Here is a 12,062-nt window from a genome sequence, read left to right as displayed (position 1 = left end):
ACAGAATTATTGCCAACTTAATGATCCTATTTTTGGATATTAAATATAACTAAAGCATCTACGTCTCATCTATAAAGCCGTACAGTTCTCATATTAGTTGTGAAGCAAAACAAATGGTAACGTTAAAGTGATCGAAAGAATAATTTTATTTAGAAGCCTGAAATAATTTAAAATGAATTCAATTCTTTATTTATAAAATTTTTTCTATTTATTGAAATTAAACCAACCTGTTCTTATTGCTTTTAGTTAACTCTAATAATTCCAATCATCAGTAACTCCAATAAACGCCCTAAAGAAAAATAGAAAATATTTTTTTACAACTTTGTTTTATGCGCCGCGAGTTAATTATTTTTGTGACTCCTGTCGCTAAGGAGGGCACGTAATGCCGTTTTGTTATTTTTTTTCATCACTATACTTCTCAGCAATTGCATCGCTGATGCAATTTATAGCACCAGCTATTTAATCGGTGACTTTCAGAAATCCGAAAAATAGGTTTTTTGTTTTTTTTGACAAGGATGCACTATCTGATCATTGATATGCGCCTGACAAAATCATCAAAAATAATAATTTATGCGGGTTTTATTTTTAGCCACAATGACAGCGCTGCCATTTTCGTAAAAAACGCTGCCAATGATGATTAAGAGTAACGCGTCTGATTGCGTGCATGTGTTAGTTGGTCAGCAATACACAGTGTAAATAAAAAGTTTCTACCGTAATGGAGAGCAATATAATGATCACTACAAGAAAACGCCGCGGACCTGCGGTTTTACTTGGCTTGGCAATTGCCGCGGCGTCTCATGGCGCAGCTGCCCAAAATGCCAGCTGCAGTTATACAGTCAGCAACGACTGGGGGACTGGCTTTACCGGCACCATTGATATTACCAATAATGGCAGTACCCCTATTGATGGCTGGAACGTCAACTGGCAATACACCAACAATGTTTTAACCAATAGTTGGAATGCCAACATGAACGGAAGCAACCCTTATTCCGCTTCCAACTTAAGCTGGAACAGCACGATTTCGCCGGGCCAAACGGTTAGCTTTGGATTTCAAGGCAACACTAATGGCAGCTCAGCTGAAACACCAATAGTCACCGGCGATGTATGCGGCGACTCCAGCTCATCCAGCTCCAGCAGTTCATCCAGCTCCAGCAGTTCATCGAGTAGCTCTATAAGCAGCTCTTCGTCTACATCCTCTAGCTCTAGCTCTTCGTCTAGCACTCCATCAGGTGATGGCAATTTCCGAGTGGACGAAACTGGTAATATCACCAAAAATGGCGATCTGTTTCCAGTTAAATGTTCGTCTTGGTTTGGCTTAGAGGGCCAACACGAACCGCCTTCAGCTGCAGACAACCCCGATGGCGCGCCCATGGAGTTGTATGTGGGTAACATGTGGTGGGTAGACTCCGGCCGCGATATTCAACAAACCATGGATGAGATTACCGCCCAAGGCATTAATACCATACGCTTGCCTATTGCGCCGCAAACACTCGATCCAACGGACCCACAAGGTATTGGAGATATTCGCGAAGGGGGTGTACTGAAAAATGCCGCATCAATTCAGCAAGATAACGCGCGTCAGGCACTGGAAGACTTTATCGTTCAAGCCGATCAAAATAATATTGAGGTTATTGTCGATATTCACTCCTGCTCAAACTATGTGGGCTGGCGTGCGGGTCGATTAGATGCCACCCCGCCTTACGTCGATCGCGACCGTGAACACTACGACTATACTCGCGAAGGTTATTCGTGCGGCCAGGTTGATGACGATGGCGTGATCGTACATGAGTATAACGAGCAAATGTGGTTAGACGACTTACGTGAAATTGCTGGTTTATCTGCACAGCTTGGTGTGGATAATATTATGGCTATTGATATTTTCAACGAACCATGGGATTACACCTGGGACGAATGGAGCACTCTAGCTGAGAACGCCTACGCCGCCATTAGTGAAGTCAATGATGATGTTTTGATCATGGTAGAAGGCATCTCTAACCAAACGAGTGATGGAACGGAAGTGCCTCACGGCGCGGAAAAAACCAACCCTAACTGGGGTGAAAACCTATACCCCTTCCAGGATGATCCACTCAATATCCCCAAAGAGCGTTTGATTTTATCACCGCATACTTACGGTCCATCTGTGTTTGTACAGAACCATTTCTTAGATCAAGCACAGCCTGAATGTGCGGACCTGGACGGCGATGCGGCAGGCGATGCTGAGTGTAATATTGTGATTGACTCAACACGTCTTGAGCCGGGTTGGCAAGAACACTTTGGCTATCTGCGCGATCAGGGTTACGCCATGATTGTGGGTGAATTTGGTGGCTATCTGGATTGGCCAATGGGTGCACCGCTGCGCGATCAAGAGCGCTGGGATCACATTGAGCCTGGTGTCGATGCGCAGTGGCAGGGCGCCCTCGTTGACTACATGGCAGAAAAGAATATCCATGGCTGCTACTGGTCGACCAACCCCGAATCGGGCGACACCGGTGGTTTATACGAACACGCCTATGATCCCGTATCTAACCCAGCAGGCTGGGGCACATGGGACGGTTTCGAGCAACGCAAATGGAACCTTCTGTTTGAGTTGTGGGGCGAAAATTAACCTCTCCCCATCGCAGCTATAACCGGGCCCAGTGCCCGGTTTTTTTCAAGCTAAAATCCTACACACTTCAAGACTCATCACACCAGATTTTGCGAGAATAGCAACAGGCTGTTCAGGAGAGCGATCAATATAAAATTAAAAGCTCGCCTTTTATTCCGCAAATTGCAACTAACCCTTTATTACCTAACGAGCTCTTTGTGTAGAGTACAAATAAGTTAAGCCAGATATCAAAATAAGCGCGCTTAATAATAAATAAGTTAATCCGCTTCCGGCCGGAAGTGAGTGTGTTGATCCCAGTGATAATGGATATACTTCACGGCTCACTGTATTTGAGGCTGCATCATTTACATTACCTACCGTATCACTAAAGGTACCGGCTCCAACTAAAAGTGTAACGGTACCGTTGGCTAAAGGTGTTAACACAGCGGTGTAGCTGGCACCCGCCCCGGTTAAATCAACTGCTGCATTGGTAACCGTCAGGTCACTTACCTCAAAATCTGTACTTAACTCGGACAGAGTAATAACCGCAGTTTGATCACCGTTAATGGGACCGGTAAAAGTCCCAATGCTTATGCTGGGCGGCGTACCATCATAAGTCATCGATACTTGATTGGAGGCAGTGTTGTCGTTACCTGCCGCATCGTTAAATGTATTAGCCGCGACCGATAGGGTAACTAACCCATCGCTTAAAGGAGTAAGCACAGCGGTGTAACTGGCGCCCGAGCCGGTCAAGGTGGCGCTAGCGTTGGTTAGGCTTAAGTCGGCGAGCGTAAAATCGGTACTGTTTTCCGATAGGGTAATCAGCGCGGTTTGGTTGCCGTTAGCAGGCCCGGTAAAAGCCCCAATGCTTATGCTGGGCGGCGTACCATCATAAGTCATCGATACTTGATTGGAGGCAGTGTTGTCGTTATCTGCCGCATCGTTAAATGTATTAGCCGCGACCGATAGGGTAACTAACCCATCGCTTAAAGGAGTAAGCACAGCGGTGTAACTGGCGCCCGAGCCGGTCAAGGTGGCGCTGGCGTTGGTTAGGCTTAAGTCGGCGAGCGTAAAATCGGTACTGTTTTCCGATAGGGTAATCAGCGCGGTCTGGGTGCCGTTTGCAGGCCCGGTAAAAGCCCCAATGCTTATGCTGGGCGGCGTACCATCATAAGTCATCGATACTTGATTGGAGGCAGTGTTGTCGTTACCTGCCGCATCGTTAAATGTATTAGCCGCGACCGATAGGGTAACTAACCCATCGCTTAAAGGAGTAAGCACAGCGGTGTAACTGGCGTCCGAGCCGGTCAAGGTGGCGCTGGCGTTGGTTAGGCTTAAGTCGGCGAGCGTAAAATCGGTACTGTTTTCCGATAGGGTAATCAGCGCGGTTTGGTTGCCGTTTGCAGGCCCGGTAAAAGGCGCTATGGCTATGGTCGGGGACAAAGTGTCCACGGCAATACTCACCGTATTGTTAGCGTCGGCCGCATCCTGGTTTGTTTGCCCTGGGCTCACTTCAAAGGCGCCGTTGCCAACGGATATTTGGGCCGTTGCATTAGAGTTGTTCGTAGGGGTAAAAGTCGCACTGTAGCTTGTGCCTGAACCCGTCACGCTGCTTAACGTTCCCCCGCTAACGCTGATAGCTGCGGCATTTGCCAGTGTGACCGGTTGATCAATAGTAAAGGTGATTGTCGCAGTGTCACCTGCAGCCACCGCCGCCGAGCTGGATGTGACCCCCACCGTTGGACGCGTGCCCATCAGCGTTCTCGTATTCAGAGCACTTGTGGTTACAGCGCCCGTAATAGCAAATTCATACTGATAAACGTCAGCACCACCCAACTCACTAGCGCGCCAAATAATGCCAATATAATCATCCGCGGCATAAGTGGCGCCCGTTGGGCCGACTTGGCTAATAATAACCGGAGCTGTATAGCCACAGCTTTCAATCGAAGCTACTGTCACCGTGGACCCTGGCATAATGGTATCTGTATTTGCTAACCAAAACTCACCTGCGACTAATTGGCTATTGTTTGCCTGATGCTGGATACGGGTGTTACCCGAGGCACCCCAGCGGGCCTCAAAACAAACATTAGCTGACGGACCAAGCTGTTCTGCGCTTCCGATGTTGCTTTGAAAAGCCTGAGCCGGGTTGAACAGACAAAACACTAAGGCGCATATTAATGTAAGGGCAATCGATGTAGATTTCATGTAAGAGCATTTTCCTTGTTTGCATCAAAACAACTCAGTGAGCCTAGTTATTCGGAGCCTAAAATAGACAAACCATTGGTGCTGGTCTTACAATTCACTTGCAAGTACAGTGTCCAAAAGGTTCCGAGTCAAAAATTCCGAGAGTGCTTTGACGATACGATAGAAGAGGGTTAACGTTACCTTGTGCACGCTCTTATTATCTTACCGCCCTAACTGGCACATTAGAGGCGACAAGATTTTGGCAGATTTAAAGATTAGCCACAATCCTTAGACTTTACTTTTTGTTCTTTAACTACCTGCCTACACCGCCGGATTAGACCACTTACGATTGACTGTTGTGTTCTACTTACTTTGTTTTGCGTTAATTACAAAATCCTAGTTTAAAACTTCGATTATTCCCCGCCCTTCTATCTGAAAAAACTTCTGTATCGCCCTCTTACTGGGCCTTGGTAGGTTACGGCTAGCCTTTACAACACTGGCACCGACGTTGCTTGATTGACATTGTCTGTGTGCATTTTCTATGTACATATTATTTTCAGTCAAAAGGAGACCACTATGTTGCCCTTAAAGACATTGTTAACCGCCGCGTGTTGCTCGGCAATCGTCAGCCAAGCCGCGACCGAGACTGCATCGATCACCATGTATAGCCTTGACGCCAAAGGAACCTCACAAGCTTTGGGTGAAATGTACATCCAGCACAATCAGTACGGTATTGTGTTTAAGCCCGAATTATCGGGGCTGGCACCGGGCGTTCACGGCTTTCATTTGCACAGCAACGGCAGTTGTGAGCCCAGTGAAGATGGCACACCCGGCGGTGCAGCGGGCGGCCATTACGACCCCATTAATATCGATAAGCACGGCGCCCCTTGGGGTGAAGGCCATTTAGGTGACTTGCCCGCCTTGTATGTATCCCAAAGCGGCGAAGCCACAAGCGCAGTTCTGGCACCACGACTGCAGCTGAGCGATTTAGATGAAAAAGCGTTGATTATTCACCGCGGTGGCGATAATTACTCTGATACGCCCCAAAAATTAGGGGGCGGCGGTAAACGTGTCGCCTGTGGCGTTATCGATTAACTGTGACAAGCGCAAACAGGCACCGGCAAAGCTGGTGCCTTCCCGAGACGGCTAGATTAATTATGTATATTGCATACTATAATGTACAGACTAAAACGCTCTGGCTTAAAACTTTCCAAAAGACTTAACGAGCCTAGCGAGCTTCACTCGGCTCCGCGTCTTTTACCTCACTCCACCGGCAAGGCCATCGAACCCAACGCCCCTCATACAAGCCGTGGCTCTGCCCGCGGTGTACATCTAAGGTTTACTGTTAAGCACCGACTGTAACTTGTGCACTTGCTCGGTGATTTCACTACCCAAAGGCGTGAGATAACCACCGTCGGGCTGGGTTACAAGCCCCCTTGTATAGAGTCGTTCGGCTGCGGCTACGGTTGCGGGATCGGCAGAATGTTTATGCACTTTAATGCCTTCTTGCGAAGACGATGAGTGAAATAGCGCGAGTAGGTTAAGTTCGTTGAGCTGTTCTTGGGAAAATGGCATAAGGCATCTCTTATTGTTGTATGGGTAGGCGCCCCTCCGCCGGGAAGAGCCCTCCTTAGTAAGGCTAGCATAAACCGACTCTACTTGGTTTTGCTAATAAATTGCAGCCTATTTCGTCACTATTAATGCCAAGCTCGCTATCAAGCCTGCCCATTACAAAAAGAGTCTTAAGCATAATCAATATTTTGAACTTACGGCCCTTCTCGGGGTGACTGCCATAGTGCCTTAAAAACACCCCTAATTACTGCCAATACAGTATCAATCAGGCAAACAGTGGGATTGGTTATCCCGCCTAAGAATCAGTAGCGGCCCGGCAATATCAGCATAGATAATTTTAATCGCCTCTTAATTAACGCTAAAAGATAGGTGAGTAATCTTTAAGCCATTTTTCTTGTGTATAATAGTTCACTATTCGTACTGACAGGGTCAGTAGCCACTCTAATCTTGCAGCCATTGAAACAAAAAGGATTATCAGGATGACTCAACTCAGCCATTCACCTTTATCTCGCTGGAGCGCTGGCACTGTTATGGCTCTGGCACTTATGGCCAGCGGCTGCAATTTAACTGGCCTGTCCTGCCAACAAACAGAAAGTGAGCTTTTGGTAAACGCAACTCATAACTATTTGTTTATTGATGATGCTAAAGATGGCCTCCCAGGCAGCGTTGAAGATGATATTTTAGGGGAGGGGGTTATCTTTGCTGTGAATGGCCAAAGCGGTTGGAGCCCCGCCTCGGGAAGCTATTCCGGAACAGTCAACGGAGTTAGTATTCCTACCGAGTCTGTTCCTCCCTTCATAGGCTTGGCAAATATGGAGAGCGCGTTTGCCGCTTACGACTCTGTTAACAATAACTGCCTTTTCAGCGACCTGCTGTCTAACCCGGATCAGGAGTTCTACTATATTAGCCCGGCGAATTCGGGCTTGATTCCTTCGGATACCGGTGAAATAAGCTTTTCTATCGACGGTGTGACCGCTTCAACAGCTGACCTCACCATGGTACTGGCCAGTTATACCATTTTGGAAGACGGAAGCTCTATCGTAGAAATCGGCTGTGCAGGAGCCGATGACGATGCCCCCTTGCCTGCAGAGTTTACCTCTGTGATGAGTGCCAGCTGTGGGTTTGTTTCCGCTCTGCCAATTTTCGGCCCGGTGGGTTTGGGTATTATGGCTGTACTGCTGTCTCTTATTGGTGTGGCATCTCAGCGCCGCAAAGTGCGCTCATAACTGAGACGGGTTAACTCACTAAACTAACCGTGCTTTATTTACCTACCGCCATACGTTTGGCAGCTGCGGCCCTCACCGCTTTAGCTGCCTCGACGCTCTCTGGCACAGGCTACTGGCTGCCACTGGTTTTCGCCATAGGCTTGGGTCACTATGCACTTGGCTACTACTACTCTCGGCAGCGTATATCTAACCTGGTACGCCGCCCAGGGGCAGTTATGCTAGGTGTAACAACCTTGGGGCTGGGAGTCCTATTGTTCGAATCCGGCTTCTCTTTAATCATTCTGTTTGGAATCCATCACGCACTTAATGAGGCTTACGGCAAACGTACTGAAAGCCCTGCAGCAGCCAAAGCACTGGCGCCGGTGCGAGCGCTTTTACACCTTCTCTGTTATTTAATAATTTTGCGCACCAGTCTATCGTTTCACACTTTGTCGATAGAAGTGCTGGGTACCGGTTTGGCACTGACCGTTATTTATTATCTGTATAGCCTAAACCGCCAACCCCGGACTGCTAGCCCCTGGAGCCAACACCAGGTGGAAGCCCTCTCTGTACTCGCGGTGGGTTTATCGATTTTTGTTAATATTAATTTTCTTCAGCTGGTGCTGTTTCATTTTATTTTGTGGGCATTTATTCCTATGCCCAAGCTTTGGGCCATCAGCAAAGCTGAACTAGGCCGCTATGTAGTATTTTCCACGTCCATTACCGGATTATTTTTGCTTATGTCGCCTATAGGCCTGGCAGGGCATTTCGGTTTTACCACACTCTATACCAGCCAGTTTTATTTTTGGTCTTATATTCATATTATCACCGCCTTTGTGCTTTCGAGCAGCCACCCTCGCTGGATCACCGAACCCCTTTGGGGCCCCGACTCTCGTTAACAACCGAGCAAGTCATTGACAGTAGATATTATCGGTGAGGTGCTAGGACATTTCCCGGACGAGCTAAAGAGTTGCCCAATAACAGGCTTCTGAAATTCACAAAATCGGAGGTTTTATTTATGGATTCGTACGGTAGCAGCGAAACCCAACTAAGCTCATAAGCCCGGCGAGTAAAATATAAAATAACGGAGAACCAACTGGCAATGCGGTAGTCTCACCTCGCACAATCAAATTCAGGGTTGATTCCTTTTGAATATTATAATCACCCAGTGTTCTGTCATCTTCCAGCTCAACCCCGGCGAAAATCAATTGCTGTTGCTCGGGTAAATGACTTTCTCTTTCCTGAATTTTTGACTTTACACTCTCAATAGTATCGTTAGCTTCAACATCTAAAGTAAATGTTTTGCCGGACTCATCGCGCACAAAAATCTGCATTGCCATGGCATTGACTGATAGAAATAGACTTAATAATACACATACGACTTTGACGGAAACACAGCCCATCGACTTTGATAGCATCAAGCTAACACCTCAAGCGATTCGTTAAGAAATCGGGCTGGTAATCTACGAATACAAATGTTGTATAAGCCACCCCATACGTTGAAAATTGTGCCACGAGTAATTATAAATTACAATTGCCCTTTTCCGGCCTATCGGGCCATAAGCAGCCCAATGCATCAATCGTGTCGCGTATGCGGCCATTAATACATAAAGCTGTAGCTAACTCTCATAAAAAAAGCGGCCCCAAAGGGCCGCTTATACGTCTGATGTAAACGCTTATACTTTAACGGGTCATGTTAGTTACCCAGGCCGGTATCGATGGCTTCGATTAGCTCACCGTCAGTGGTGTCACCTGACAGCTCCCAAAAGAAGGCGCCACCCAGACCTTGTTGGTCAGCGTAATTCATCTTATTAATGATGGTTGACGGGGTATCGTAGCTCCACCAGTTGTTACCACAATGTGCGTAGGCGGTGCCGGCAAAGGTACCCGTTGAAGCGCAGGTATTTTTCAGGACTTTATAGTCTTCAATACCGTCTTCGTAGGTGCCATTGGCAGGTCCTGTTGCTGTACCACCAGGTGCTGACTGAGTAACACCAGTCCAACCGCGACCATAAAAACCAATCCCAAGCAGGATTTTTTCTGATGGCACACCCAAACTCTTCAAGGTTTGTACACCGTTGTTGCTGGTGAAACCTTCCAGGGGAATACCATCGTAGGTGTAGAGTGCGGAGTGCGGTGCAGTAGGTCCTTCGGCAGTCCAGGCGCCAAAGAAGTCATAGGTCATCAGCATGTAGAAGTCTAGATACTGAGCTGCGCCACCGTAGTCTGCAGCGAGCAGCTTGGCCTCACCGGCGCCGATGGCAGAGGTGACCAATTTATCATCACCAAACTCAGCGCGCAGGGCCGCCAATAGCTCACGGTAGGCATCAAAGCCACTGGTGTCACATTCTAAACCGCAAGAGTTGGGATATTCCCAATCGATATCGATACCGTCAAAGACACCTTCCCAGCGTGGATCAAAGACTAGGTCGTAGCACGATTTTGCAAACTGCTCAGGGTTTTGCGACGCCTGACCAAACCCACTGGAGTAGGTCCAACCACCGAACGACCACACCACTTTTAGGTTAGGGTGCATTTGTTTTAAGCGTTTAATCTGACCAAAGTTACCGCGCACATCGTCGGAGTTCCAAGAGTCTGCAACACCATCTACACTGGTTTGTGCATCGTAGGCTTTATCGATAGCTGCGTAGGAGTCGTCCATTACACACTGACCGTTCTGCACATTACCAAACGCGTAAACCAGGTGGGTCAGTTTATCTGCGCTGCCACTGGTTTCAATATTTTTAATGTGATAATTACGACCGTAAATACCCCACTCGACAAAGTAACCAACGACCTTATCACCGCCAGTGCCGCCGCTGCTTTCGCCTACGTTAGCGCTGGTGACCGCGCTATCGGTGGCGCCTTCATCGTCAGTTACCGTAAGAGAAATGGTGTAGCTACCGTCGGCACTGTAGCTGTGGCTGGGGTTGGCTAGGGTGCTAGTGTTACCGTCACCAAAATCCCATGCGAAGCTAACGATGCTGCCATCGGCGTCATAAGAGCCGGTGCTGCTAAAGTCGATACTCACATTGGCGTCGACGTTGAACGGACCGTTTAACTGGGCCACCGGAGCCTGATTTTGATCCGCCGCAACCACTTCCACTTGTGTGCTGGCGGTAGCGGTTGCACCGTCATCATCGGTTACCGTTAAGCTAACCTGATAGGTACCGGCACTGGTGTAACTGTGCGCCGCGCTGGCACCGCTGGCTGTGGCACCATCGCCAAAGGTCCAACTGTAGCTGGCAATACTGCCGTCTGCGTCGGTACCCGTTCCAGCAAAGCTAATGGCCGTGTCTACGGTGCCCGAGTAGGGGCCACCGGCATCGGCACTGGGCGCTTGATTGGCCGGGGTGCCATCACCCGAACACTGACCCTCATCGCTCCAAGCTGACTGCCAGTAGCTTCCCACGCCAGGCTCATAGGCCCAAGCGCTGCTGGATGAACACCACCCGGCAACATCACAGGTGTAGGTGTGACCTGCATTAATCACTGCATCGCCCGCATTGTATGCGGTACCCGCCTGATAGGCCTGACCATTACAGTCGTCACCACCTCCGGTAGAGTCTTCAGTCACGGTAGCCACTGCGTTCGCACTGGCACTAACGCCATCATTGTCGGTAATGGTCAAGGAGACACTGTAGCTGCCTGCAGCTGCATAGTTGTGTGAGGGGCTAGCCTGAGTGCTGCTATTGCCATCGCCAAAGTCCCAACTGTAGGTGGCGATATAGCCATCACTATCGCTGGAGGCTGTGCTATCAAATGCTATCGCATTACCCAGCGCGGCACTGTAAGGGCCGCCCGCATCGGCGCTAGGTGCAAGGTTGCTATCGTCACCACCGCCTGTGTCGCCGCCATCATCACAGGCCCCCACTAGGCTCCAGGTTTGGTATTGGCCGGAATTCTGCGCCGGGTCATCACCCTGACTCCACCAGTTGGCCTGGTAGGCGCTGCCGCTGTATTGGACTTGATTGCCACCGGTATAGGCGACACTGCTATCCCACGTACTCAGGCTTGAGCAGTCTGCCGCCTGTGAAGCCTGCACCGCAAAAACGGAGGCTGCACCTAGGCAAATCACGCTAATTGTTCGCATGCTAGTTTCCTCGATATTGTTATTAATTCATTATGACGGGCCGAGCCAGGCTGCCGGAGAGCTTGCCAGACACGACCACACAACCAAAAGCTCACGGGGTATCCGGTGTGCGCCTTTGGTTTGTTTATTCGCTGCCGCCCTACCCACTGAAATGAGCCGTGTCCGTTCTGACAACGTTGTCCCATTATGAGATCAATTTGAACTAATTGGTCAAGGTTTATCCGGTAAAAATGCGCAGGAAACGCACAAAAAGATCATAAAAACGCGACACACGTCACATTATATCCGTCACATTTGTCATTAAAACGCAAAAAATATCAGCTTAAAATGAAAATTTATCTGCCATCTATAAAATTTTATCGAGCTTAAAAGACGCTAAAAGTTGCCCCTTACGACTCAATTTTCAATTTTTAGTCAGATTAAA

8 protein-coding genes are annotated in these 12,062 nt (G+C 48.5%); 4 read left to right on the top strand and 4 right to left on the bottom strand.

All coding sequences use genetic code 11. From position 1 onward, the window contains the following. The first annotated feature begins 730 nt into the window (after window positions 1–730). Window positions 731–2,605 (top strand): cellulase family glycosylhydrolase, encoded by a 1,875-nt coding sequence (locus tag Q4563_RS11280; protein ID WP_303604558.1) that lies wholly within the window; start codon window positions 731–733, stop codon window positions 2,603–2,605. Window positions 2,606–2,788: 183 nt separating this feature from the next. On the opposite strand, the gene Q4563_RS11275 is transcribed toward Q4563_RS11280, so the two are convergent. Next, entirely contained in the window at window positions 2,789–4,789 is a 2,001-nt protein-coding gene (locus Q4563_RS11275) for an Ig-like domain-containing protein (protein WP_303604557.1), read from the bottom strand. A 555-nt stretch (window positions 4,790–5,344) separates the two neighbouring features. Between Q4563_RS11275 and sodC the strand changes: the two genes are divergently transcribed. Continuing rightward, window positions 5,345–5,863 carry a superoxide dismutase [Cu-Zn] SodC gene (sodC, locus tag Q4563_RS11270; RefSeq protein ID WP_303604556.1) on the top strand — a complete coding sequence of 173 codons (519 nt, stop codon included), beginning with the start codon at window positions 5,345–5,347 and terminating at the stop codon, window positions 5,861–5,863. Window positions 5,864–6,100: 237 nt separating this feature from the next. Here sodC and Q4563_RS11265 read toward each other — a convergent pair whose 3' ends face one another. Beyond that, entirely contained in the window at window positions 6,101–6,343 is a 243-nt protein-coding gene (locus Q4563_RS11265; protein WP_303604555.1) for a TIGR02647 family protein, read from the bottom strand. Between the two features lie 476 nt (window positions 6,344–6,819). On the opposite strand from Q4563_RS11265, the gene Q4563_RS11260 reads away from it, so the two are divergent. Continuing rightward, complete coding sequence (locus Q4563_RS11260; RefSeq protein WP_303604554.1) at window positions 6,820–7,566, top strand: hypothetical protein; 747 nt, start codon at window positions 6,820–6,822, stop codon at window positions 7,564–7,566. Window positions 7,567–7,781: 215 nt separating this feature from the next. Next, window positions 7,782–8,444, top strand: coding sequence for a hypothetical protein (locus Q4563_RS11255; protein ID WP_303604553.1), 663 nt, complete (start codon window positions 7,782–7,784; stop codon window positions 8,442–8,444). Between the two features lie 117 nt (window positions 8,445–8,561). Here the strand turns inward: Q4563_RS11255 and Q4563_RS11250 are convergent, their stop codons facing one another. After that, window positions 8,562–8,963: a ubiquitin-like protein gene (locus Q4563_RS11250; protein WP_303604588.1), complete on the bottom strand. Its 402-nt coding sequence runs from the start codon at window positions 8,961–8,963 to the stop codon at window positions 8,562–8,564. A gap of 278 nt (window positions 8,964–9,241) precedes the next feature. Next, window positions 9,242–11,638 carry a glycosyl hydrolase family 18 protein gene (locus Q4563_RS11245; protein WP_215976559.1) on the bottom strand — a complete coding sequence of 799 codons (2,397 nt, stop codon included), beginning with the start codon at window positions 11,636–11,638 and terminating at the stop codon, window positions 9,242–9,244. Window positions 11,639–12,062: the final 424 nt, after the last annotated feature.

It is taken from the genome of Gilvimarinus sp. 1_MG-2023 (assembly GCF_030548285.1).
This window is presented reverse-complemented; position numbering and strand designations above follow the sequence as displayed.

Bases quoted from the DNA above. Each gene is read 5' to 3' on its own strand.
- Q4563_RS11280 (WP_303604558.1), top strand. From the start codon at position 731: ATGATCACTACAAGAAAACGCCGCGGACCTGCGGTTTTACTTGGCTTG.
- Q4563_RS11275 (WP_303604557.1), bottom strand. From the start codon at position 4,789: ATGAAATCTACATCGATTGCCCTTACATTAATATGCGCCTTAGTGTTT.
- sodC (WP_303604556.1), top strand. From the start codon at position 5,345: ATGTTGCCCTTAAAGACATTGTTAACCGCCGCGTGTTGCTCGGCAATC.
- Q4563_RS11265 (WP_303604555.1), bottom strand. From the start codon at position 6,343: ATGCCATTTTCCCAAGAACAGCTCAACGAACTTAACCTACTCGCGCTA.
- Q4563_RS11260 (WP_303604554.1), top strand. From the start codon at position 6,820: ATGACTCAACTCAGCCATTCACCTTTATCTCGCTGGAGCGCTGGCACT.
- Q4563_RS11255 (WP_303604553.1), top strand. From the start codon at position 7,782: ATGCTAGGTGTAACAACCTTGGGGCTGGGAGTCCTATTGTTCGAATCC.
- Q4563_RS11250 (WP_303604588.1), bottom strand. From the start codon at position 8,963: ATGCTATCAAAGTCGATGGGCTGTGTTTCCGTCAAAGTCGTATGTGTA.
- Q4563_RS11245 (WP_215976559.1), bottom strand. From the start codon at position 11,638: ATGCGAACAATTAGCGTGATTTGCCTAGGTGCAGCCTCCGTTTTTGCG.